Source organism: Pseudomonas sp. TE6288 (assembly GCF_054062095.1).
Map to the genome: position 1 here is coordinate 117,805 of NZ_JBSSEW010000005.1, position 22,580 is coordinate 140,384.

The window sequence follows — 22,580 nt, forward strand, 5'->3', positions numbered from 1 at the left end:
GGCGAGCAAGGGCATGTTTCGCCAGGGGCATCATCGACGTAGAATGCCCGGCATTGCGCATCGCGCTCCCCGCATTTCGAGGCACCCGTTTCCATGTCTTCCCCTTCCTCCGCCCCTGGCGCGCCGGACGCGCGCGCCCAGTTCCTGAGCCTGCTCGCCGATGCGCTGGGCGACGGCAGCCTGAGCAAGCTGGTGCTGGCCCGCCATGTCGGTACCGACCAGACCCTGCAGCGGATCATCGCCAAGGCGGTGCAGATCAAGGGCCAGGCCTGCCTGTCGTTGGTCTACCGTCACCAGACCCGCGACATTACTCGCAACCTGGGGTTGGACGAGGCGCAGGCGCTGGTGGCCGAACTGCTCCCCGAGAGCTTTCGCAACGCGCACCTGTTCACCCCGGCCGGTGAGGTGCAACTGGAGTTCAGCAAGAAGGGCAAGCCGATGCTGCGCCGGCACCTGGCCCAGCAGGCGCCCCGCGAGACGGGCGCGGGTGGGCATGACCGGCAGAAGAAGCGTTACCTGGAGCTGTCGCGGCCGTTCCTGCGCGACCTGGGGGTGACTGACGCGCAGGGCGCGCTGATCCCGTCCATGTCGCGCAAATGGAAGCAGATCAACAAGTTCATCGAGGTCTTCGACCATGCCTTGAGCGACGCGCCCGTGAACCCCCAGCAGAGCCTGAAGGTCGCCGACTTCGGTTCGGGCAAGGGCTATCTGACCTTTGCCATGCACGACTACCTGCGCAACACCCTCGCCCGTGAGGCGCAGGTCACGGGTGTCGAGCTGCGCCCGGACATGGTCGAGTTGTGCAACGCCGCCGCCGCGCGCCTGGAGCACCCGGGCCTGGTGTTCGAATGCGGCGATGTGCGCAGCGTGGTGCCTGAGGCCATCGATGTGATGATCGCCTTGCATGCCTGCGACATCGCCACCGACTATGCCATCCACACCGGTATTCGCTGCAACGCCGCGATCATCATGTGCTCGCCGTGCTGCCACAAGCAGATCCGCCCGCAGTTGCACAGCCCAGGGCTGTTGCAACCGATGCTGCAGTACGGGCTGCACCTGGGCCAGCAGGCCGAGATGCTCACCGACAGCTTGCGCGCCCTTTATCTGGAGGCTTGCGGCTACGAGACCAAGGTGTTCGAGTTCATCTCGCTCGAGCATACCAACAAGAACAAGATGATCCTTGCGGTCAAGCGTCGGCAGCCCCAGGACAATGCGGGTCTGCTGGAGAAAATCGCCGAGCTCAAGGCGTTCTATGGGGTGCGCGAGCATTGTCTGGAGACGTTGTTGAAGGCGGATGGGCTGATCGCTGGTTAAGGTCCATTCATGCTTTGCGTGGGCTACCGGTCGGTTGACTGGAAAGATGCAGCGCCTGGGATACCGAGCGCCGCCCGCGCGGCGCATCGCGGATGAATCCGCTCCTACATTTGCTGCAACGTACCGAACCTGTCAGGCCATGGTTGCCAGCCTTGGCGCAGGGCTTGAGACAGGTGGGGCGGCAGCAATGCCCGCCGAAAAATCGTGTCGAGCGCACAAGGCTAACAACCATGGCCTATCAGGCATGGTCACGTTGCAACAAATGTAGGAGCGGATTCATCCGCGATGCGCCGCGCGGGCGGCGCTCGATCTGATAGGCGCTGAAAGGCTGTCGCCAAGCACCTGGCAGCCCTCATACGATGGCTCTCATGGCTCCGGGATGTAATGGAGTCGGTCTGTTCCGAGGGCCGCCGGTCGTTATTCTTTGGTTGTCATTTGACAACCATGTCCTCTCGCCCATACTAGCGCGCAGTCGATCCCCGAAGCCAATACACGCGCGATAGCCAATCAGTCAGTGGAGCGAAAGTGATGGAGTACGAGTTCACCCTCAAATACCAATTGACCGAGGACATGGACGTCGATGCGCTGATCGAGCGCCTGGGGGAGGCCGGTTGCGATGATGCAGTGGTCGGTAGCGGCCAACCGGGCCGTCTGGCCCTGGCCTTCGCCCGCGAGGGCGGCACGGCGCGGGAGGCGCTGCACAGCGCCCTGGCGGATGTGCGGCAAGTGTTGCCGGATGCCCGGCTGATCGAGGCCAGTCCCGACCTGGTCGGCCTGACCGATGTGGCGGAGCTGGTGGGGGTCTCCCGGCAGAACATGCGCAAGCTCATGCTCACCCATCACCGCAGCTTTCCGGCCCCGGTGCATGACGGCACGCTCTCGCTCTGGCACCTCGCCGACATCCTGTCGTGGATGCAGGCGCGCGGCACGCATGCCGTCGCCCAGGCAGTCCATGAGCTGGCCATCGTGGCGATGCAGGTGAATGTCGCCAGGGCCCAGGAGCGAGTGTCGAACGGCAGGTGATGCACTCCGTTGCATCATTGCCTGCCAGCGGGCTCAGAAGAACCGGGTCACGCTGATCTTGGCATTGCGCCCCTGGGTATAGGCGTTCTCACCCGACAGCTCCGGCCGGATGGCCTTGTTGAACAGGTTATCCACGGTCAGGTTGACCTCGGTGCCCTTGAGGTAGGGTTGTTGCGGCTTCCAGTTGGCGAACAGGCCATGGATCTGGTACTTCTCGTTGCCGAAGTTGTCGTAGTAGCGGTCACCGAGCGCGCTGGCCGGGCCCTCGAAGTACTTGTCGCTGGGCAGGTGGTGGGTGGCGCCGACGAACTGCGCGGTCCAGCCGACCCGGGCGTCCCAGGCCGGGATCTTCACGCCAAGGGTGGTGATCCATTTCGGTGCCGGTACATCCTTGGCCCATACATCCGGCCCCCAGGGGTTAGTGTACGCGCCCTCGTGGCGACCCTCCATCCAAGAGTACGACAGCGCACCGAACCAATAGGTGGCGTCGTAGAAGGTCTCGACTTCGAAACCCTTGTAGGTCACATCGCCGATATTGCGGTAGTTGCCCATCAGCCCGTCGCCGCAGGTGTTGGCAATGGTGCCGCCGCTGACCAGTTGCTCCTGGCAGCCGATGCCGGTGGCCTTGAAGATCTCGTCAGTGACCTTGTTGTGGAATGCCATGGTGCGAATCTGCGCGCTGTCGCCTTGGCTGAACACATTGGTGAAGGTACTGATGCTGCCGACCCGCACACCGGTGATGCGCTCGGGGTCGAGGTTGCGACTGGTGGCGGTGCGGCTGCCGACACCCTGCACTTCATACTGTTCATCCAGCACCGGGGCGCGCCAGGTCTTGCTGTAGTCGGCGAACAGCGCGGTCTGTTCGTTCATCTTCCAGAACAGCGACAGACGTGGCGACCAGCCGCTGTAGGTCTTGTCGCTGTAGTCGTGGCCAGCCTCCGGGTTGTTGTAGTACGGCGCCTGGTTGGGCTTGCCCTCGTTGGTCACGTGGTCGTAGCGCAACGATGGCGTGATGGTCAGGTCGCCCAGGGTGATGGCGTCCTGCAGGTAGTAGCCCTGGCTGTCGACCTGGCCGCTGGGCATGAAGTACGGTTGGTAGTGACCATAGTTGTACTTGGGTACTTCGTAGGTCTTGCCGGGCATCCACATCTGCGTGTCGCGGTCATGGCGACGCACCTGCACGCCTGCGGTGAGCGCATGTTCCAGGGGACCGGTGAGGAAGGTGCTGGTGTTCTTCACATCAAGCATGCGGTCCTTGTACTCGGTGTCCATCTTGCGCCCACCGGTGGCGGGCTGGAAGAACGCCGTGGCGTCGCGCTCATCGGTCTGCTTGGTGTCCGATTCGGAGTACTTCACCTGCAGGTCCACCCACGGGTTCTCGATCGGTTGGTACTTGTAGGTGGCCGACCAGGTGGTGTCGATGGTGCGGCGGTTGGCGAGGAAACGCTTGAGGGCAGCTTCGTAGCCGTACTTCTTGATATCCGCCGCAGTGGGGGGCGTGCTGAAGGCGGTCGATGAGAAGGTGGTCCAGCGCTGGCTTTCCGATTGTGCCCAGGACAGCCCCAGGCTGTGCTCGTCGGTGAAATGTATGTTGGTTTTTAGCAGAGCGCCGTCCAGGTCCAGGGCGCTGTAGGGGATGCGCTGGGGGTTGATCGGCCATTTGCCGGTGGGGTCGGGCAGGCTGTCGGCCATCTTCAGGTTGCCGCCGTCGCGCTTGGTGTAATACACCAGGCCGTCGATGCGACCGTCGTCGGTACGGCCGAACAATGCCGAGCTGTAGATCTGCTGGTGGTCGTTGCTGCCATAGCCGTACTTGAGCATCGCACCGCTGTTGCGGCCCTCTTGCAGCAAGTCGCCGGCGTCCTTGGTTTCCATATTGACGCTGCCGCCAAAGCCGCCGTTGCCGGTCTTGACCGAGTGCGGGCCTTTTTCGACCTCGATGTGCTTGATCAGCTCGGGCTCGATGAAGATGGTGCCTTGCTGATAGCGCTCAAAGCCGCTCTTGGGCGCACCGTCGAGGGTCATCGGCACGTCCTCGGCGTCGCCAAAGCCCCAGATGTTGATGGTCTGGCCGCCGGGCTTGGACGAGCCGCCCATGTTCACCCCCGGCAGGGTCGCCAGCACGCTGGGAATGTTGCTGGGCTGGTAGCGGTCGATCTGCTCCTGGTCGAGCGTCGAGCGCCCGACGTTGCCAGCGTCGACCTGCTGCCCGTCGCCCACGATGCTCACAGCACCGAGTTGCAGGCTGTTGTCGGCAGTCGGGTCGTCTTCGCGCAGGCGTACCACGTAGGTGTTGCCCATGCGCACCACGTTGAAGCGGCTGCCGACCAGCAGGCGGCTGATAGCCACTTCGGCTTCGAAGTCGCCCTTGAGCGCCGGTGCCTGGGCACCGCCGAGCAGGGCCTCGTCGAACAGCAGCTGGACCTTGGCCTGCTGGGCCAGTTGGCTCAGCGAGCGCGCCAGCGGTTGCGCCGGCAGGTCGAACGGTACCGGTGCGGCTTCGGCGGCCAGGCTCATGGCCAGGCACAGGGCCAGCAATGTGGGTCGGACAGGCAGGCAGTGCAATGGACGCAACGCGGACAACATGGTTTCCCCCAAACGGCAAAAGGCCGGAAAAAGCCCGCCATCACGCGGCAGGCGGGGAGGAAGACGCGATGTTGCGACAAAACCTCACCTGCGAATGATAAAAATTCTCAAATTATTTTTTTCAGCGCCGCTCGATGCGCAGCCGCCCGTCCGCCAGCAAGGTGGTCTTGACCGGCAACAGGGCGGGCAGGGCATTGAGCAGGGCGTCCGGGTCGTGGACGTCGAGATTGCCGGACACCTTGTAGCGGCCAAGCGTCGGGTCGGCCAGCACCACCGGCTGCTGGCGATACAGGCCGAGCTCGTCAATCAGGCTGGCCAGTTCGCGGTTGCGAAAGCTCACATGGCCCTCGCGCCAGTCGGCCACCTGTTGTTCGCCCAGTTCACGGCGGGTCAGGGTGCCGCGTGCCAGGTCGTAGGTGGCGCCCTGGCGGGCACCGAGCAACAACGGCGGTTGTCGCTCGCCGGGGGTGTCGAACGCCACCTGGCCGTGGGCGACCGTCACCACCAGTTCGCGGTCGCCCCGGCGCACATCGAAGCCGGTGCCGACCACGCGCACGTGGCCGCTGCCCGCATCGACGAACAGCGGCCGTTCCTTGTCGGGCGCCACCTCGATATACAGCTGGCCGTGTTCGAGCTGGATCAGCCGCTGTTCGGCGCTGAAGTCCAGGCGCAGGCGGGTCTGGGCGTTGACGTGCAGTTGGCTGCCATCGGGCAGTTGCAGCACCTGCAGGGCCTGGCTGGCGCTGATGCGCTTGCTGAAGGCCTCGCTGCCCGCGCCCAGGTTGCCGGCCAGTATGGCGCAGAGCAGGGCCGCCGCCGTGGCCAGGGCCGGGCGCCAGCGTGGCGCCCGGCGTACCGGCAAGGGTACGGGGCGATTGGCTTGCTTGAGTGCGGCCAGGTCATCCCACAGCTGTTCGAACTGGCGATAGGCGCGGGTGTGCTCGGGCGTCTGCATCCACCGGGCGAATGCCTTGCGGTCTTGCCGTGACGGCTGGTTGCGGTTGCGGCTGAACCAACTCGCCGCCTGGGCGTCGATCGGGCGCGGGTCGAGCTCGTCGGTGGGGGTCATGGGAACTGCTCCGTGCCGTTGTCACTGTCCAGGCGTTGCTTGCATTGCAGCAGGGCGGCGGCGATGTGCTTTTCGACCATGCTGACGGAAATGTTCATGCGTTCGGCGATCTGGGCCTGGGTCAGGCCTTCGAAGCGGTGCAGCATAAGGGCTTCGCGGCGTCGCGGCGAGAGTTCTGCGAGCACCTGACGCAATTGATCCAGCCGTTGTTGCTGTTGGGCATGGTCCAGGGGGTCATTGGCCGGCGCGCTCTGCTGCTCGGGCAGGGTGTCGTCGGCCAGCGCCGCATGGCGCACCTTCTGCCTGCGCCAATGGTCGCTCAGCAGGTTGCGCGCCACCTGGAACAGGAACGCGCGCGGCTGCTCCACCTTGGCCCGATCCCGGTAACCCAGCCATTGGGCGAACACATCCTGGGTCATGTCCGCGGCGTCACTGGCATTGTCCATGCGCTTGCGCAGGAAATGCAGGATGTCGGCATAGAAACCGTGGGCGACGGGGTCGGGTTTGGGGCGCTGCATGCACGCTTTCCGGGGCTGGCGGGAAGGAAAGGGTGCGGATCTTATCGAGAATTATTTACATTTGCAAAGTGTGCGGCTCAGCGCCGTCGATCCTGTGTGGCCGGAACGGGGATGGCCAGTTCAGCCAAGCCTAGGGGGTGGCTGGAGGCATCGAAAAAGTGCAGCGGAACCTGCGAAAGATCGCCAAAGCGATCAATGAAGTGCTGCTTCTGGTTGATGACCGAGGCCTCGCTTAGCGGCCGGATCGCGATGGCCAGGTGCTTGGGCCGAGCCAGGCGGATGGCGTCGAGCAGGTGCTGGTCGCTGGTGTCCAGGTGCTGGCCGAACAAGCATAGTCCGTCGTGTTCGCGGGCCAGCTGTCCCAGGCTCCAGGACAGGTAGTCGGAGTTGCGGATGGCGCGCAGCTTGTCTTCGCTGCGGCTTTCGTTGACGAACAGCGGTACTTCGCCGGGAATGTTCACGGCGAAGCCTTCGAGCAGTTCGGCCTGTTCGGCGCTGCGTCGGCGGGTACTGCCGTCAGGCAGCTTGAGCAGGTGCATGCCACCGTGCAGGTGCAGGATGCGGATACCGTCGGCTTGGCTGCGGCGCACGTCGAAGAAACCCTGTTCGTCGAACAGGTTGGCGAAACCTTGCGTATCCTCGGCCACGGCCCAGGGCAGGATCAGGTCGTAGTTGCTGGTGTAGACGCTGCGGTATTGGCGCAGCGCGTGGTTGATGGCCGTACGCGTCGCGCTTGGGAAGCGCGGCCAGGGCAGGTGCACGGCGCGCACCGCGTGGATCAGCGCTTCCTTGATCGAGTAGTAGCGGTTCAGCGGCGCGGTGGAGTTGATCGCCAGCGCGGCGTTGGCCCGCACGGTGGTGTTCAGGGTGCTGAGCAGCGGCTCGAACAGCTCACTGCCCAGGGCCTTGAACAGTGCCTGGTCGCTCACCCCCAAAGCCTTGTGCCGCACCCGCTGGGCTTCCTCGAACAGCGAGAAGTAGCCGAACGGTTTCCACAGCGCGCGGCTGGCACCATTGCCCAGCAGCAGGGCGGTGCTGGGGTGGCGCTGGTTGAGGTCGGCCCAGGTGGGCAAGTGGGCGTCGAGTGCGGGCATGGGCGGTCCATTGGGTGGGGCGGAAAACGCCGGGGACTTTAGCATGTCATGCAGAGTGTGCGAGGCTTGCGCCCTCAAGGACTGCACCGTTGACCTTGCCGGCGTCTTCCAGGGGCCGGCCCCGATCTGCAAAGGACTACCCATGTACAAGACCCTTCTCCTGGCCACCTTGCTGGCGAGTACCGCGGCCCAGGCCTCCGACGGCAAGGCCCTCGCCAAGGCCCAGGACATCCCGCATCCGGCCGTGATCGCTCACCGTGGCGCCTCGTTCGATGCTCCCGAGTCCACGACTCCCGCCTACCTGCTGGCCCGCGAACTGGGCGCCGACTACCTGGAAATGGACTTGCAGCGCACCCGCGATGGCGTGCTGGTGGTGGTCCACGACGATGTGCTGGCACGCACCAGCGACGTCGCCGAACGTTACCCCGAGCGCAAGGCGAGCCCGGTCAGCGCCTTCACCCTGGCCGAACTCAAGGCGCTGGACGCCGGCAGCTGGTTCAACAAGGCCTATCCCGAGCGTGCCCGCGAAGCGTTCAAGGGCCAGCGCATCCTTACCCTGGACGAAGTGATCGATATCGCCGAAGGCAACCCCGAGCGTCACCCGGGCCTGTACATCGAGACCAAGGAGCCGGCGCAGTTTCCCGGTATCGAGCAGGACCTGAAAAAGCGCCTCGAGGCCCGTGGCTGGCTCGACAAGCCGGGCAAGGTGGTCTTGCAGACCTTCGATCGCAACAGCCTCAAGCTGCTGCACGAGGCCATGCCGCAGGTGCCGAAGATCCTCTTGCTGTGGGTGGCCAAGGGCAGCATCGAACCCGCCTCGGGGCAAGACTTCGACGAATCCGGCGAGCAGGACAAGTCGGCCTTCTACGCCCGTCAGCAACCCAAGGACCGTGCCGAGTTCCAGCGCTGGCTCGACTATGCCAAGGCCGGCGGCGCCATTGGTACCGGCCCTTCGGCAATTCGTACCCACCTTGGCGAGCAGAGCTACTCCGACCTGATCCAGCCGTGGATGAACCAGGCCAGCCACGACAAGGGGCTGCTGGTGCACGTGTACACCCTCGACGAGGCAGTGGATTTCGACAAGGCGATGAAAGCCGGCGTCGACGGCATCTTCACCAACCGTGCCGGTGAGCTGATGCGTTTCTATAAACGACCGATGCCACAGAACGAAGGACAGTTGCTGCGCAAGCTGGGTTACTGATCGGCAACATGATGCTGGCGATGGCCGATTGACATGTGTGAGAATGATAGGAATTCCTATTAACGGCCCTCGCCACATCCGCAATGACCTCCCTTTCCAGTTGGCAGGCCCGGCCAGCCCTCCAGGCAGCCGTCGACGACCTGCTTGCCCATTACAGTGATCTGCGCCGCTACCTCTGCGGGCGGCTGCGCAACCCTGATGACGCCGCTGATATTGCCCAGTCCAGCTTCGTCCAGGCGTACGCCCATGCGCTCAACGCACCGGTAATCAATGCCCGGGCCTTGCTGTTCCAGGCGGCGCGCAACTTGTGCATCGACCAGCACCGTCGGCGTAGCACCGAACTGGCGGCGCTGGAAGACTGGCTGGCACGGGCCGACTGGCTCAGCCCCAGCGTGGAAGAGATCATGATCGCGCGCGAACAGCTGCAGCACCTGATTGCCCGCATCGAACGCATGCCCAAACTTCGCCGCGAAGTGTTCGTTCGCGTGCGCCTGCACGGCCACAGCCACCGTGAAGTGTGCGAGGCCCTGGGGCTGTCGGCCAAGTCGGTCGAGCTGCATATCGCCCGGGCGGTCTTTGACCTGTCCGAACTGCGCCTGGCGAGCCGTCATGACTGAGCCGGCCGCGCCGCGCAAAGTGCAGCAGGCGCTGGTCTACCTGGCGGCGCTGCAAGGGGATGATCCCGAACGCGTGCGCAAGACCCATGGCCTGGTGCAGCGCTGGCGCGGACGCAGCGCCGAGCATGAGCGCGCCTGGCTGGAGGCCGAGCAGCGCTGGCAACTGGTTCACCGCCTCGCTCCGCAACTGCGTGGCGCCTTGCAACCGCAGGCCTGTGATGTGGGGCGTCGGCGGGTGCTGCGCCAGGGCGGCGCGCTGGCCTTGCTGCTGGCCGCAGGTGGTTGGCTGGGCTGGATGTACAAGCGCACCGCAGCGTTCGGCCAGGACCTGCAGACAGCCCACGCGCAAGCGCCGCAGGCCTTGGCATTGCCCGATGGCAGCCAGTTGCTGGTGGCGGCCGAAAGCAACCTGCGCGTGCGCTTCGATCACGGCCAGCGCCAGGTCCTGCTGCTGCACGGCAATGTCTTCTTCGATGTGGCCCATGAGCTGTGGCGGCCATTCCTGATCAGTACCCGCCTCGGCGTGGTAGAGGTGCTGGGCACCGCGTTCACGGTCAGCGACCGTGGTGGCCAGGTCCAGGTGGCTGTAGCCAGGGGGCGGGTACAGGTACGCGATCTGCAGGGCGGCGAACAGGTGCTGCAGGCTGGCGAGCGCATCTGCCTGGAGGGCGAAGGGCGGTTGGGCAGCCTGCGCGCCGGTGGCCAGTATGGGCCCGACCATGCGCATTGGCAGCGCGGTTGGTGGTCGTTCACCGACCAACCGCTGGTCGAGGTGATCGGTGAGCTGAACGCATATGCCGCGCAGGCCGTCAAGGTCGATCCCGGGCTGGTCAACCTGCGATTGACCGGGAGTTTCCCCAGTGACCGGCCTGAGGTATTGCTCGATGCCTTGCCGGGCATCCTGCCGGTCAGCGTGCAGGCCTTGGGTGGGCAACGTCTGATCGTGCCGCGCTGATCCTCTGAAAATCGTTTGAGGGGTAAACCGCCACTGCCGCGTCATCAGCTGTGAACCCACCTCCTGCAAGGACTGATCATGTCGCTTTTCACCTCCCGCTTCCCCGGTCCCCTGCGGCGCCTGGCCCTGGCCTGCGCCCTGGGTGGCAGCGGCCTGGCCCTGGCTGATAGCCAGCCGCTGAACCTCGACTTGCCGGGCCAGTCGCTGGAGGCCACGGTGCATGCCCTGGCCCGTGCCTCGGGAGTGGCGATTGCCGCCGACAGCCGTGTATTGGCCGGGCGCAGCACGCCTGCCTTGCAGGGGCGCTACACAGTGTTGCAGGCGCTGAGCCAACTGCTGGCTGGCAGCAACCTGGTGGCGTTGGAGGAAAACGGCGTGATCATCTTGCGCGGCCCGACCGACCAGGGCGCCCTGACATTGGGGACGACCACGGTCAATGCCTCTGGCTTAAACAGCGACCTGCCGGAAAGCTACAGTGGCGGCCAGGTCGCCCGCGGCGCGCGCATCGGCATGCTGGGCAACCGCGACTTGATGGACACCCCCTTCAGCGTCACCGCCTACACCGCCAAGACCATTGAGAACCAGCAAAGCGGCACGGTCGGCGCAGTACTGCGCAACGACCCGTCGATCCGCTTCAGCACCGGCGAAGGGCATGCCTACGAGAACTTCATGATCCGTGGCTATGCGCTGGACTCCACCGAGCTGGCGCTGGGTGGTCTCTACGGTCTGGCGCCCGATGGCCATGTGCCGACCGAATTCCTCGAGCGCGTCGAAGTGCTCAAAGGGCCGGGGGCGCTGCTCAATGGCATGGCGCCCAACGGTGGCGTAGGTGGGGTGGTCAACCTGGTGCCCAAGCGTGCCGGCGACACACCGCTTACGCGGCTGACCAGCAGCTACGTGTCCGATGGCTATGTCGCCGAGCATATCGATGTCGGGCGGCGCTTTGCCGAGGGGCGCTTCGGCATTCGGTTCAATGGTGTCTACGGCAGTGGCGACACCGGCGTCGACGAGCAGTCCAAGGACCGCACCTTGGCAGCGTTGGCACTGGATTACCGAGGGGACGACTTCAAGCTCGAGCTGGATGCCTACGAAAGCCACGAGAAACTGGAGAACGGCAGCCCGATGATGGCCGGCTTCAGCGGCCTCAATCAGGTAACCCGCGCACCCAAGCCAGACACCAACATCCTCGAAGGCATCCACGCCCGGCAGATCAGCAAGGCCGTGGTGGTGCGTGGCGAGTACCAGCTCGATGACAGCTGGACCGCCTACGCCAGCGTCGGTGGCGCCCGCACCCGCTACGATGGCTTCCTCAACGGCACCCGGGTGGTGGTGAACAAGGCCGACGGCACGGCGACGGGCGAAACCTACAACCAGGCCGGTTATACCCATAGCCTGTCGACCGAGGCCGGCCTGCGCGGTAACTTCATGACCGGTCCGGTCAGCCACCAACTGGTGCTCAGCACCACCTTGCTGCACCAGGACATCGGCCGTGCGCCGACGGTCACCGGTGCCAAGTACCCCACCAACATCTACCACCCGGGCAAGGCGATCATCGCGGGTGACCACGGCAGCAGCAGCAAGACCGGCGACAACACCCTGTCGAGCTTTGCCGTGGCCGATACCCTGGGCTTCATGGACGAGCGTGTGCTGCTCACCCTCGGGGTGCGTTCCCAGCGGGTGCGGCAGAAGATGAGCAACCCTTCGTACGACGAGCGCAAGCTGACCCCCGCCGTGGGTATCGTGCTCAAGCCCTGGGAGGCGCCGGTATCGCTGTATGCCAACTACATCGAAGGCCTGACCCAGGGTGGCATGGTCACCGACCAGAAGGCCGCCAACTATGGCGAGCAGTTCGCGCCCTATGTCGCCAAGCAGATGGAGGCCGGGGTGAAGTGGGACCTGGGCGACTTCACCCACACGCTGGCGGTGTTCCAGATCGACAAGCCCAGCATGATCTACGACAAGCCCAGCAATCGCTACACCGATGACGGCGAGCAGCGCAACCGTGGCGTGGAGTGGACGATGTTCGGCGAAGTCATCCCCAGCGTGCGCCTGCTCGGTGGCGTGACCTATACCCGCGCGGTGCTGAGCAAGACCGCCAATGGCGCCATGGACGGCAACACCGCCCGCGGCGTGCCGGCCTGGTCGGCCAACCTCGGCGCCGAGTGGGACCTGCCTGGGGTCGAGGGCCTGACCCTGACCGCCCTGGGTATTCACAGCAGTTCCCAGTACCTCGATTCCGCCAACCAGTTGAAGATCCCGCAATGGACCCGCTATGACCTGGGCGCACGCTATGCGACCAAGGTGCTGAGCAAGGACGTGACCCTGCGCGCCAGCCTGGAAAACGTCGAGAACCGCGCCTACTGGGCCGGTGTGTTCAACGATGGCTATGCGACTGTCAGCGAACCGCGCACGCTCAAACTCTCCGCCAGCGTCGACTTCTGAGGTGAGCATGCAGCGATTGAAGCGCTTGGGCGGAGCATGCCTGCTGGCCACGCTCTATTCGAATCTGGCCTTGGCGGGTGCGTACGCCGATCTCGAGGTGGGAAAACCAGTTGCCGGCCAGGTCGGCGCAGCGTATCCGCCAGCCTGGCAATTGGCGCTCAAGGCCGGGGACCTGGTGCGTGGTCGGCTCGACGGCGACGTCAGCCTGCGCCTGCTGGATGCCGACGGGCGTCCGTTGCGCCTGCTGATCGACGGTCTGGACCAGCCCCGCGAGTTCCTGTTCGTCGCGGCGCAGGATGGTCGTTACGCGGTGCGCGCCGAACCCCTGGCGATCCGCCCGGCGGCGCGTTTCAGCCTGAGCCTGGAGCAGGTCCTGCCTGTCGGCGAGCAACACCGTACGCCGGCGGCGCTGCTCAGCCCGACCCTGCACGCCCTGCAGCAGCACCTGGCAACGGGTGGCACCAGCGAGGCCTTCTGGCAGGCCCGTGCCGTTGAGGGAACGCCATTGGTCGAGGCCATTGCTGGGCAACCCGGCAAGCGCCTGGTCACCTTCCTCTGGCGCGGGGCACGGGACAACGTGAGGATGTTCGGTGCCCCCACAGGCAATCACGAACCGCTGTCCCGGCTGGGCGCGAGCGATGTCTGGTTCCACAGTTTCGAGGTACCTGCGACGACCCGCCTGAGTTATCAGATGGCACCGGATGTACCGGTGTCCGACGACCGCCGGGTGATCCTGGCCAGTACCCGGCGCGATCCGTTGAATCCGAATACCTTCGCCGACGGCAGTGGCGACGCCTGGTTGTCGCGCTCACGGCTGGAACTTGCGGATGCGCCGCCCCAGCCGTGGGTGGCCGAGCGTGCCGGGGTGGCCCGTGGTAGCCTGGAGCGCAGGCGCCTGGCCAGCGAGGTGCTGGGCAACGAGCGCGACATCTACCTCTACCGCCCGGCAGGTTGGCGCCCGGGCAAGGCCGACCAGGCCTTGCTGGTGCTGTTCGATGCCCATGCCTACACCCGTCAAGTGCCGACGCCGACGATACTCGACAACCTGATTGCCGACGGCCTGATCCCGCCCACTGCCGCGCTGATCATCGCCAACCACAGCAGCGAAAGCCGTGAGCGGGAGTTGCCGCCCAACCCACTGTTCGCAAGGTTCATGGCCGAGGAACTGATGCCTTGGGCCAGCCACCAGGGGCTCGCGGCACCAGCCTCGCGCACCGTGGTGGCAGGGTCGAGCTATGGCGGTCTGGCGTCGGCCTACCTGGGCCTCAGGCACCCGGAGTTGTTCGGCAATGTGCTGAGCATGTCCGGTTCCTACTGGTGGCCGATGGCCGGTGACGAACCTGGCTGGCTGACCCGTGAGTACGTCAAGGCACCGCGCCAGCCGTTGCGGTTCTACTTGCAGTCGGGTCTGTTCGAAGGGCCGAAAATTCTCGACACCAACCGCCACTTGCGTGATGTGTTGCTGGCCAAAGGGTATCGGGTGGAACAGGTGGAGTTTCCGGCTGGGCATGACTATCTGCAGTGGCGGGGGAGCCTGCCCTGTGGGTTGATCAGCTTGCTTGGGCAGGGGACACAGGCTGTTGCGCGGGCTTGTGTGCCGTAACGCAAGTTTTCAACGATGGATCGTCTGCGTCTATGAGATCGAGCGCCGCCCGCGCGGCGCATCGCGGATGAATCCGCTCCTACATCTGTTGCAACGTGACCATGCCTGATAGGCCATGGTTGTAAATCTTGTGCGCGCGACGCAATTTCTCGGTGGGCATTGTTACCGCTCCACCTGTCTCAAGCCCTGCGCCAAGGCGGGCAGCCATGGCCTGACAGGTTCGGCACGTTGCAACAAAATGTAGGAGCGGATTCATCCGCGATGCGCCGCGCGGGCGGCGCTCGATCTTGAGAGCGCTGCAAGACCATCGCCTGGCACCCGCCCGCCCAAGTGGGATCGCAAGCCACCCCCTCCCTCAATCCGCAGCACCCTCCCGCCGAGCCCTGTTGCGCCATACCCGATACGCCCGAATCCCCGCCCGGACCGAGCCGAACAGCAGTTTCTCCTCCATCTCCCGCGCCAACCCGGAACGCACCAGCATGCGCAGGAAAGTGCCACGGGCGCGGGCGATGGCGAAATGGATGCCCTGGGCGGCGAGGGTGTCGCGTACCTCGCGCAGGGCGGCGATGCCGCTGACGTCGATGCTGGTCACCGCTTCGGCATCGAACAGCACCACCTGGGTTTTTTCCACGTTCTGCACGGCTTCGAGCAGGCGCATCTTGAAGTAGTCGGCGTTGAAGAACAGGATCGCATCGTCGAAGCGGTACACCACCAGGCCTGGCACGGTACGGGCATCCTTGTGCTGGCGCACGTCCACTTGGCCTTCGATGCCCGGCACCCAGCCAAGCACGGCGTCGGTGGGCTGATAGATGCTGTAGAGCAGGCGCAGGATGGCCAGGGTCACGGCGAACACGATGCCCGGCAACACGCCCAGGCCGAGTACGCCGACCGTGGTCAGCAGGCACAGCCAGAACTCGAAGCGGCTGAGCTTGCGGATGGTCTTGAGTGACTTCACGTCGATCAACCCCCAACCGGCCATCAGCAGCACGGCGCCCAGCGCCGCCTGGGGAATCCAGGCCATGGGCGCGGTGAAGAACAGCAGGATCAAGGCGATCACCAGGGCTGCGATGATGCCCACCAGCTGGCTCTTGCCGCCGACCATGTCGTTGACCGCGGTGCGCGAGTCGGCGCCGCTGATGGCGAAGCCCTGGGAGATACCGGCGGCCAGGTTGCTCACGCCCAGGGCGAGGAACTCATGGTTGGCGTTGATCGCGTAGCCGTGGCGGGCGGCGAAGCTGCGGGCGGTGAGCATGGCGCTGCAGAAACTGATGGTGGCGATACCCAGGGCGTCGCGCAGCAGACTCTTGGTTTCCGCCAGGGAGCTCTGTGGCCAGGCCAGCTCGGGAATGCCCGCCGGCACCGGGCCGAGGATCGCCACGCCGAAACGGTCCAGGCCGAACAGTCCGGCAAGGGCGGTAAATACCACCACGGTCACCAGCGCCGCCGGCAGCCGCGGATAGCGCCGTGGCAGCCAGATCAGCAGGCCCAGGCCGGCCAGGCCAATGGCTAGCGTCAGCCAGTGGATCTCGCCCAGGCGCTGGAAGAAGTTGATCAGGCTGAGGATGAAACCGTCGCCTTCGATCTTGAAACCCACCACCTTCGACAACTGCCCGGCGAGCAGGCTCAGGCCGATGCCGTTGAGGTAGCCGATGAGGATCGGCCGCGAGAAGAAGCTGGCGATAAAGCCGGCCCGCGCCACCCCGGCAGCGATCAGCATCACGCCCACCAGCACGGTGACGATCACCGACAGTTCGGCGATGCGTTGCGGGTCGCCCATGGCCAGCGGTGCCACGGCGCCGCCGATCATGGCGCAGGTGGCGGCGTCCGGGCCGACCATCAATTGCCGTGAACTGCCGACCAGGGCATAGACCATCATCGGCAGCACGCAGGCGTACAAGCCGTACTGTGGCGGCAGGCCGACGATCTGCGCATAGGCGATGGCGATGGGGATCTGGATCGCGGCCACCGACAGGCCGGCCTGCAGGTCAGCGTGGAACCACTCGCGGCGGTAGTGCAGCAGGTTGGCCAGACCCGGTAGCCAGCGGGAGAGAAACATGCGCAGTCCTTTGGAGGTGCTTCACAAAGCGTAGCGGTCAGTCGCCACGAACGACTGGGCATTCAAGCCAATTGGCGTGGTTATGGCCATGGGCCAGATCAACAAAGGTACGCTGGAAACGAAAAAAGCCGTTGATGATCCTTTTGACAGAGACGACGTGGACGGAATACGAGTTGGAGCGCGAGAGTGAATCGAACGGTTATAGGACAAACTTCGGGCAACGGAGATGAGTGGCTAAGGAATTCGCGAGGAGCGCTTTCATTATCGTTTTTGAGTAAACCATCTGGATCGGTAGCGAATTTGTGTGTTCCGTAGTATTTTTGCGTCTGACGGCTGGCGGTATCGTTTTGCGGTGATAGTCAAAAAATATTAGCGTTTTTGGGCTTCCGGTAGGGGTTTTTCCATGCAGGTCGGTTTCAAGGCGTTAGCCACTCGGTACGGAGTTAATCCGGTACAACCTCTGCGCGTCGATTCGGCCATCGGCACAGTGCGAGCAAGCCGCGATACCGGTAGTCAAGTAGAAAACAGGTTTCCGCCCAACTACCGGCCCGACGATGGTTTTGCAGGCCACTTCGAATTCGGGCTCAAATACGAGGAGATTCACCTTGAGTTCTTCGCCCGCCTGTTTGCCGTCGTAGGACCCGAGCCAGTCGAAGATTGGTGCCGGCGTTCCCCTTTTGGCCAGTACGCTCGCCGCACCGGTTTTCTATTCGAGTGGCTGACGGGGCAACATCTGGATGTGCCTGATGTGACCAATGGCGCCTATATCGATGCCGTGTCGCCCGCCCACTACCTGACCCGCACGGCGCCGCTTCGATCTCGCCGCTGGCGGGTCAACGACAATCTGCCAGGCACGCCTGAGTTTTGCCCGCTTATCCGGCGAACCGACACCGTGCAGCAAACCTTGCAGTTTGACCTGAGAGCCGCTTTGGGAGAGCTCGATCAGACCTTCGGCCCCGACATCCTGATGCGGACGGCGAGTTGGTTGACGTTGAAAGAGTCGCGCGCGAGCTTTCTGATTGAAAAAGAGGAAGGCCAAGCCAGCCGCATCCAGCGCTTTGCACATGTCATCGCGCAACACTGTGGCCATATCGAAGAACCATTGAGTGACCGAAGTCTGCATCTCTTGCAGGTAGGTATCCTGGGGCACGATGCATTTGGCCTGGGGTTGCGGCGCTCCCCCGTTTTTGTAGGGCAATCCACGATGCGCGAGAACATCGTGCACTACGTCGCCCCTCATTTTGACGACCTTGCCCCGATGCTTGCTGGCCTCAACGAATTCGAGATGGCCACCCGGGGCGCCGAGTCGCTTGCGCGCGCCGCGGCATTGGCGTTCGGCTTCGTCTACATCCATCCGATGAGAGACGGAAATGGGCGAATCCACCGTTTCCTGATCAACGACACTCTGGTTCGGGATCAGGCGGTTCCGAATGGCGTGATATTGCCTGTTTCAGCGACCATTACCAGCTCGACCGAGTTCCGGGCCGGCTATGATGCGACACTGGAGCAGTTCTCCCGACCCTTCATGCGGCGGTATGCGGCATCCTGTCGCTTTGGCACGCTTGTGGCCTACGAAGACGGTACGCCAAGCAACTTCGAGTTCGACGATTACGATGATGCGCGCTTCGCCTGGCGCTATCCGGATCTGACCGCACATGTTCTCTATACCGCGCGCGTCGTCGAATACACGATTCGAACGCAGATGGCGGAAGAAGCCAGGATCCTTGTCATTTTCCAGCTCGCCCAAGAGCGTTTAAAAGATGTTGTGGAGATGCCCGACCAGGATGCAAGCCGCATCATTCGCTCGGTTAAGGAGAATGGCTGGAATGTTTCAGGCAAGCTCAAGAAGCAATATCCGCAGCTCGACGACGAGCGCCTCGCAGCGCGAATCGTGGAGGCCGTTCGGTCGGCGTTTGAAGACCGAGAAGGGCAATGAGGATTGACCTTGGCATTCTCAGCGGTGCTTTGAATTTCAAGCGCAGAAACGAAAAAAGGAGCCGAGGCTCCTTTTGACAGCGACGACGTTAATGGAACGTCGTGCGGGGAATGCGAGATGGAGCGGGTAGAGGGAATCGAACCCTCCTCAATAGCTTGGGAAGCTATAGTTTTACCAATAAACTATACCCGCTTCGAAGCTAGACTTTTTACCAGAACCCTCCTCGAATGAGAAGCCCCAAGCTTGTAAAAAAGCCTTTCGGCGGCCCGTAGCCTGCGGGTGACGAGGGCTACAGGACGCCGATGCGCTCAGATCGCCAGTGCATGCTGGCTCGGTTCCTGTGCGTAGCGTTGGCGCGATTCTCGCTGGGCCGGCTTGAGGAAGCCGAGCATGGCATTGCGGGTGTCCTCGCAGGCGGTCTTGTGCTCCATGTCCAGGAAGTGGCCGGCGCCCTGGATCACGCTGAATTGGCTGCGTCCGACATGGCGGCTGAACTGGCGGGCATCCTCGACGGTGGTGTATTCGTCGCGGTCGCCATTGATGAACAACACCGGGATATCGATGTTGCGCGCGGCCTTCAGTGCCCGCTCCAGGTCGTGATCGAGCACCTGGTTGATGTGGAAGAGCATCTGCGCGTACTCATGGCTGTCCAGGCTGCTGACGTGCCGGTAGTTGAAGCGCTTGAACAACGACGGCAGGTACTTGCCGATGGTGTCGTTGACCAGGTTGCCCACCTGGTAGCGGTCGCAGGCGGCCAGGTACTGGCAACCACGGTCCAGGTAGTCGCGCATCGGTTCGTTGATCACCGGCGAGAACGAGCTGACGATGGCCTTTTTCACCAATCGCGGCTGGTGCGCCAGGGCCAGCAGGGTGCAGGCGCCGCCCCAGGAGAACGACAGCACATGATCGGCACGGAAGTGCTCGATCAACTCGAGCAGGATATGCGCCTCGGCCTCCTTGGTCAGCAACCGTTCATGACGGTTGTGGGGTTTGGACTTGCCGGCGTACGGCTGGTCGTACAGCACCACGTTGAACTGCGGATGCAGGCTGCGCACTGTCTGTGCAAAGGACGCCGTGGTGGCCAAAGAGCCATTGATCAGGATGATCGTCTTCTCGGCGCCCTGCGCGCGATGGAACTCCGTGTAAACCCGGTACTGCCCTTGGATATCAAGTACAGCGATTTCTGGCCTCATGTCATCGACTCCTGGCGCAAAAAGGGTATCCGCGTCACCTGGTGGCCTGCGTGGTTGTTTGGCGGACTGGCGCCGAACCGACCGGACTGGCCATCAGGGTGCACGTGCTTTATGACAGGTAGGCATTCGCCTGGAACTGAAAACCGGTGGGCCCTTGTGTCGATCCTTGACGTTGGTGTCGACGGTATTGTTTTGGCGGGCGATTACCGTGCCCCAGGGCATCGAGACCCCGGGTGGCCGGTAAAGGGCGTCTTGGACTACGGTTGTGACTGGTTGGTCACATGCAGACCGACGAGTTAGCAGTCAAGCAGCGCGGGTAGGATCGCGCAAGTGCCGTTGGAGGAAATCTTTCGTGGGAAACCGCCGAATGCTGATCCGCTCAGACCGAGGCGATTTCCTCGTCGGTCAGCGCCCTGAACTCTCCAGGATGCAATATCGGGTCCAGTGTGATCGACCCCATGCTTTCCCGATGCAGCCCCACCACCTTGTTCTGGAAGTGTCCGAACATCCGCTTCACCTGGTGATAGCGGCCCTCGACGATGGTCAGGCGCGCGCTGCGCGGGCCGAGGATATCCAGCTGCGCGGGCAGGGTGGTGAGGTCTTCGAAGGCGAAGTAGAACCCTTCACGGAACCTGTCGACGTAGTGCGCACCAATCTCGTCCTCGGTGTGCACCAGATAGGTCTTGGGCTGCTTGGTCCGTGGCTGGGTCAGCCGCCGCGACCAGTGGCCATCGTTGGTCAGGATCATCAGCCCGGTGGTGTTGTAGTCCAGGCGCCCGGCGATGTGCAGCTCGTCGCGCAGCACCACCGGTAGCAGGTCGAGCACGGTGCGGTGCTGTGGGTCCTGGGTGGCGCTGACGCAACCGCTGGGCTTGTGCAGCATCAGGTAGCGTGCCGGGCGCCCGGCCTGGTGTACCTGCTCGTCCACTTCGACGCGGCTGAATTCACGCACCTCCAACAGCGGGTCGGCGGTCGCCACGCCGTCCACGCGCACACGCCGTTGCGCCAGCAGCAGACGCACTTGCTGGCGGTTGTAGCAGGGCAGGTTGCCGAGGAATCGGTCGAGGCGCATGGTGGGCCGCTTGCAGGAAACCGGCGCGCAGTCTAACGGATCGTGCGCGCTTGCGCTGCCTTGAGCTGTGCGTCCACCTGTGCGCAGCGCGGGCACAAGCAGGCCTTGTTGCGCAGTTCGGCGGGCAGGGCTTCGATGACTGCCGAGTCGATGTCCACCTCGAAGCACCAGCAGCCTTGCGTGGCGTTGCGCGGGTCGGTCAGGCCGCATTGGTTGAGGGCGCCGCAGGCGGGGCAGCGTTGGGGGTCAGGCATGGTCGGTTCCGGGCATCTCGCTGCAGACGCGGTTGCGTCCGCCTTGTTTGGCACGATAGAGGGCGTGGTCGGCGCGGGTCAGCAGACTGTGCAGGCTGTCGGCGCGCTGCAGGGCGGACAGGCCGATGCTCGCGGTCAGGCGCAGTGGCTGGTCGGCATAGCTGAAGGTCAGCTGCTCGGTGCGCCGACGGATCTTCTCCGCCACTTCGATAGCATGGCGGCCTTCGGCTTCACGCAGCAGCACGATGAACTCCTCGCCGCCCCAGCGGCAGAGTATATCGGACTGACGCAGGCTGCCCTGCAGCACATTGGCGAACTGGCGCAGCACTTCGTCGCCGGCCAGGTGGCCGTGGGTGTCGTTGAGGGCCTTGAAATGATCGAGGTCGATCAGCAGGGCGACCAGCGGCGCGCTGTCGCGCTGGGCCTCGATCAGCGCCTGGCCGGCCAGCAGGTCGAAGCTGCGGCGGTTGGGCAGGCCGGTGAGGCTGTCGAGGGTGGCCAGCGCCTCGGCGTTGTCCTGGTGGCGCTTGACCATGGCGTTGAGCAGTGACAGCACGACCAGGGTGATCATCGCGCAGATCGCCAGGTTCAGGTACAGCGACTGGCGGATGCGCTCCAGGGCGCCGGTCTCGCGTTTGTCCACCAGCAGGTACCAGCCCAGCTCCGGCAGCAGGCGCACGTTGAGGAAGTGACTGTGGCCGTCGTTGTCGGTGTACTCATGACTGCCGGTGGCGGGTGTCGGCATGCGCGCCAGCAACGCCTGCCACTGGTTGCTGTCGGCCAATTGCTGGCCGGCGCGCAAGCCGTGGGGGCCACCGTCGGATCCGGTCAGCAGGACCTTGCCCTGGGCATCGGTGAACAGCACCGAACGCTGGTACCTGCGTTGATAGTCGTCGATCAGGCGTACCACCGACTCCACGCTCAAGCCCACCCCGGCGGCCCCGATGAAGCGTTGCTGGTAGTCGTGCACGCGGTGGTTGATGAACACGGTGAGCTTGTCCTGGTTGGCCATGTCCAGGTCGACATTGATCTCGTAGGGTTTGTTCGACTGGCGCAGGCGGAAGTACCAGGCGTCGCGCCAGGCATCGGGGCGTACCTGCTTGAGTACGCCCTTGGCCTGGTAGTAGGTGAGGCTGCGGTCGGAAACGAAGAAGCTGGTGCAGGTGACCTGGCTGCCCATCACTTCGCCGAGGTAACGGGTGACGCGCGTGGTGTCCTGTTCGCCGCCCAGTACCCAGTCCCGCAGGAAGGTGTCCTGGGCCATCATCGATGAGATCAGCACCGGGCGAATCAGGTCTTTCTGGATTTCGGAGTAGACCGTGTCGGAGGTCAGCGGCAGTTCGGTGTTGACGATCCCGTCGCGGATCGCCCCGCGCGAGGCGTAGTAGCTCAGCAGCGAGGTGGCCAGGAAGCCGCAGGCCAGCAACAGCAGCAGGGCGAGGATCAGCGAGCGTTGCGAGAACAGGGCGGAGGGCGAAGGCATGATCTTCCCGTGAAGTGTGCCGGTGGCCACATTCTAGTGAGATGACCGAAAAATGACTGCATGTTTTTCAGGGTTATACGACCTGTTTCAATTTGTTGCAGAAATGGCACCGAACCCTGGCGCGACTGTCTTATCCAGTGTCGATGAACGCATTGCCGTCGACG

17 protein-coding genes and 1 tRNA gene are annotated in these 22,580 nt (G+C 64.0%); 8 read left to right on the top strand and 10 right to left on the bottom strand.

Going from position 1 to position 22,580, the window contains the following annotated elements; translation table 11 throughout:
* Positions 1-93: 93 nt before the first annotated feature.
* Together ACVWY1_RS06780 and ACVWY1_RS06785 are read left to right on the top strand one after the other, a co-directional pair.
* A complete protein-coding gene (locus tag ACVWY1_RS06780) occupies positions 94-1,314 on the top strand; it encodes a class I SAM-dependent methyltransferase (RefSeq protein WP_102682752.1) in 1,221 nt (406 codons plus the stop codon).
* 528 nt (positions 1,315-1,842) lie between these two features.
* Positions 1,843-2,337 carry a helix-turn-helix transcriptional regulator gene (locus ACVWY1_RS06785; protein WP_277503039.1) on the top strand — a complete coding sequence of 165 codons (495 nt, stop codon included), beginning with the start codon at positions 1,843-1,845 and terminating at the stop codon, positions 2,335-2,337.
* A 33-nt stretch (positions 2,338-2,370) separates the two neighbouring features.
* Here the strand turns inward: ACVWY1_RS06785 and ACVWY1_RS06790 are convergent, their stop codons facing one another.
* The 4 genes from ACVWY1_RS06790 to ACVWY1_RS06805 form a co-directional block, all read right to left on the bottom strand.
* Entirely contained in the window at positions 2,371-4,923 is a 2,553-nt protein-coding gene (locus ACVWY1_RS06790; RefSeq protein WP_102682749.1) for a TonB-dependent receptor, read from the bottom strand.
* A gap of 121 nt (positions 4,924-5,044) precedes the next feature.
* A complete protein-coding gene (locus ACVWY1_RS06795; RefSeq protein ID WP_277503040.1) occupies positions 5,045-5,992 on the bottom strand; it encodes a FecR family protein in 948 nt (315 codons plus the stop codon).
* On the bottom strand, positions 5,989-6,510 hold the full coding sequence (locus ACVWY1_RS06800) for an RNA polymerase sigma factor (RefSeq protein ID WP_102682747.1): 522 nt from the start codon (positions 6,508-6,510) through the stop codon (positions 5,989-5,991). The genes ACVWY1_RS06795 and ACVWY1_RS06800 overlap by 4 nt, the downstream gene beginning before the upstream one ends.
* A gap of 77 nt (positions 6,511-6,587) precedes the next feature.
* The gene (locus ACVWY1_RS06805) at positions 6,588-7,604 is read right to left on the bottom strand and encodes a DUF4917 family protein (RefSeq protein ID WP_277503041.1); all 1,017 of its coding nucleotides are present in this window, start codon (positions 7,602-7,604) and stop codon (positions 6,588-6,590) included.
* 142 nt (positions 7,605-7,746) lie between these two features.
* On the opposite strand from ACVWY1_RS06805, the gene ACVWY1_RS06810 reads away from it, so the two are divergent.
* The 5 genes from ACVWY1_RS06810 (at position 7,747) to ACVWY1_RS06830 (ending at position 14,422) form a co-directional block, all read left to right on the top strand.
* Positions 7,747-8,805 (top strand): glycerophosphodiester phosphodiesterase family protein, encoded by a 1,059-nt coding sequence (locus ACVWY1_RS06810; RefSeq protein WP_457378006.1) that lies wholly within the window; start codon positions 7,747-7,749, stop codon positions 8,803-8,805.
* Positions 8,806-8,888: 83 nt separating this feature from the next.
* Positions 8,889-9,422: an RNA polymerase sigma factor gene (locus ACVWY1_RS06815; protein WP_102682744.1), complete on the top strand. Its 534-nt coding sequence runs from the start codon at positions 8,889-8,891 to the stop codon at positions 9,420-9,422.
* Positions 9,415-10,377 carry a FecR family protein gene (locus ACVWY1_RS06820; protein WP_277503043.1) on the top strand — a complete coding sequence of 321 codons (963 nt, stop codon included), beginning with the start codon at positions 9,415-9,417 and terminating at the stop codon, positions 10,375-10,377. The genes ACVWY1_RS06815 and ACVWY1_RS06820 overlap by 8 nt, the downstream gene beginning before the upstream one ends.
* A 78-nt stretch (positions 10,378-10,455) precedes the next feature.
* Complete coding sequence (locus ACVWY1_RS06825) at positions 10,456-12,819, top strand: TonB-dependent siderophore receptor (protein ID WP_457378007.1); 2,364 nt, start codon at positions 10,456-10,458, stop codon at positions 12,817-12,819.
* 7 nt (positions 12,820-12,826) lie between these two features.
* Positions 12,827-14,422: an alpha/beta hydrolase-fold protein gene (locus ACVWY1_RS06830; protein WP_457378008.1), complete on the top strand. Its 1,596-nt coding sequence runs from the start codon at positions 12,827-12,829 to the stop codon at positions 14,420-14,422.
* Positions 14,423-14,777: 355 nt separating this feature from the next.
* On the opposite strand, the gene ACVWY1_RS06835 is transcribed toward ACVWY1_RS06830, so the two are convergent.
* On the bottom strand, positions 14,778-16,478 hold the full coding sequence (locus ACVWY1_RS06835) for a SulP family inorganic anion transporter (protein WP_457378009.1): 1,701 nt from the start codon (positions 16,476-16,478) through the stop codon (positions 14,778-14,780).
* A 403-nt stretch (positions 16,479-16,881) separates the two neighbouring features.
* Here ACVWY1_RS06835 and ACVWY1_RS06840 point away from each other — a divergent pair, with 403 nt between their 5' ends.
* Positions 16,882-18,414, top strand: a complete 1,533-nt coding sequence (locus ACVWY1_RS06840; RefSeq protein WP_277503047.1) for a Fic family protein — start codon at positions 16,882-16,884, stop codon at positions 18,412-18,414.
* Between the two features lie 118 nt (positions 18,415-18,532).
* On the opposite strand, the gene ACVWY1_RS06845 is transcribed toward ACVWY1_RS06840, so the two are convergent.
* The 5 genes from ACVWY1_RS06845 to ACVWY1_RS06865 all read right to left on the bottom strand — a co-directional run bounded on the left by ACVWY1_RS06845 (position 18,533) and on the right by ACVWY1_RS06865 (position 22,416).
* Positions 18,533-18,606: transfer RNA gene (locus ACVWY1_RS06845), tRNA-Gly, on the bottom strand.
* A 116-nt stretch (positions 18,607-18,722) separates the two neighbouring features.
* Positions 18,723-19,607, bottom strand: a complete 885-nt coding sequence (locus ACVWY1_RS06850) for an alpha/beta fold hydrolase (protein ID WP_102681572.1) — start codon at positions 19,605-19,607, stop codon at positions 18,723-18,725.
* 379 nt (positions 19,608-19,986) lie between these two features.
* Positions 19,987-20,679, bottom strand: coding sequence for a pseudouridine synthase (locus ACVWY1_RS06855; protein WP_277503049.1), 693 nt, complete (start codon positions 20,677-20,679; stop codon positions 19,987-19,989).
* A gap of 32 nt (positions 20,680-20,711) precedes the next feature.
* On the bottom strand, positions 20,712-20,933 hold the full coding sequence (locus ACVWY1_RS06860; RefSeq protein ID WP_277503050.1) for a cysteine-rich CWC family protein: 222 nt from the start codon (positions 20,931-20,933) through the stop codon (positions 20,712-20,714).
* The gene (locus ACVWY1_RS06865; protein WP_277503051.1) at positions 20,926-22,416 is read right to left on the bottom strand and encodes a sensor domain-containing diguanylate cyclase; all 1,491 of its coding nucleotides are present in this window, start codon (positions 22,414-22,416) and stop codon (positions 20,926-20,928) included. Before ACVWY1_RS06865 ends, ACVWY1_RS06860 begins: the two co-directional genes overlap by 8 nt.
* Between the last annotated feature and the right edge of the window lie 164 nt (positions 22,417-22,580).

Coding starts and splice junctions, on each gene's coding strand:
- ACVWY1_RS06780 (WP_102682752.1), top strand. CDS start 94: ATGTCTTCCCCTTCCTCCGCCCCTGGCGCGCCGGACGCGCGCGCCCAG.
- ACVWY1_RS06785 (WP_277503039.1), top strand. CDS start 1,843: ATGGAGTACGAGTTCACCCTCAAATACCAATTGACCGAGGACATGGAC.
- ACVWY1_RS06790 (WP_102682749.1), bottom strand. CDS start 4,923: ATGTTGTCCGCGTTGCGTCCATTGCACTGCCTGCCTGTCCGACCCACA.
- ACVWY1_RS06795 (WP_277503040.1), bottom strand. CDS start 5,992: ATGACCCCCACCGACGAGCTCGACCCGCGCCCGATCGACGCCCAGGCG.
- ACVWY1_RS06800 (WP_102682747.1), bottom strand. CDS start 6,510: ATGCAGCGCCCCAAACCCGACCCCGTCGCCCACGGTTTCTATGCCGAC.
- ACVWY1_RS06805 (WP_277503041.1), bottom strand. CDS start 7,604: ATGCCCGCACTCGACGCCCACTTGCCCACCTGGGCCGACCTCAACCAG.
- ACVWY1_RS06810 (WP_457378006.1), top strand. CDS start 7,747: ATGTACAAGACCCTTCTCCTGGCCACCTTGCTGGCGAGTACCGCGGCC.
- ACVWY1_RS06815 (WP_102682744.1), top strand. CDS start 8,889: ATGACCTCCCTTTCCAGTTGGCAGGCCCGGCCAGCCCTCCAGGCAGCC.
- ACVWY1_RS06820 (WP_277503043.1), top strand. CDS start 9,415: ATGACTGAGCCGGCCGCGCCGCGCAAAGTGCAGCAGGCGCTGGTCTAC.
- ACVWY1_RS06825 (WP_457378007.1), top strand. CDS start 10,456: ATGTCGCTTTTCACCTCCCGCTTCCCCGGTCCCCTGCGGCGCCTGGCC.
- ACVWY1_RS06830 (WP_457378008.1), top strand. CDS start 12,827: ATGCAGCGATTGAAGCGCTTGGGCGGAGCATGCCTGCTGGCCACGCTC.
- ACVWY1_RS06835 (WP_457378009.1), bottom strand. CDS start 16,478: ATGTTTCTCTCCCGCTGGCTACCGGGTCTGGCCAACCTGCTGCACTAC.
- ACVWY1_RS06840 (WP_277503047.1), top strand. CDS start 16,882: ATGCAGGTCGGTTTCAAGGCGTTAGCCACTCGGTACGGAGTTAATCCG.
- ACVWY1_RS06850 (WP_102681572.1), bottom strand. CDS start 19,607: ATGAGGCCAGAAATCGCTGTACTTGATATCCAAGGGCAGTACCGGGTT.
- ACVWY1_RS06855 (WP_277503049.1), bottom strand. CDS start 20,679: ATGCGCCTCGACCGATTCCTCGGCAACCTGCCCTGCTACAACCGCCAG.
- ACVWY1_RS06860 (WP_277503050.1), bottom strand. CDS start 20,933: ATGCCTGACCCCCAACGCTGCCCCGCCTGCGGCGCCCTCAACCAATGC.
- ACVWY1_RS06865 (WP_277503051.1), bottom strand. CDS start 22,416: ATGCCTTCGCCCTCCGCCCTGTTCTCGCAACGCTCGCTGATCCTCGCC.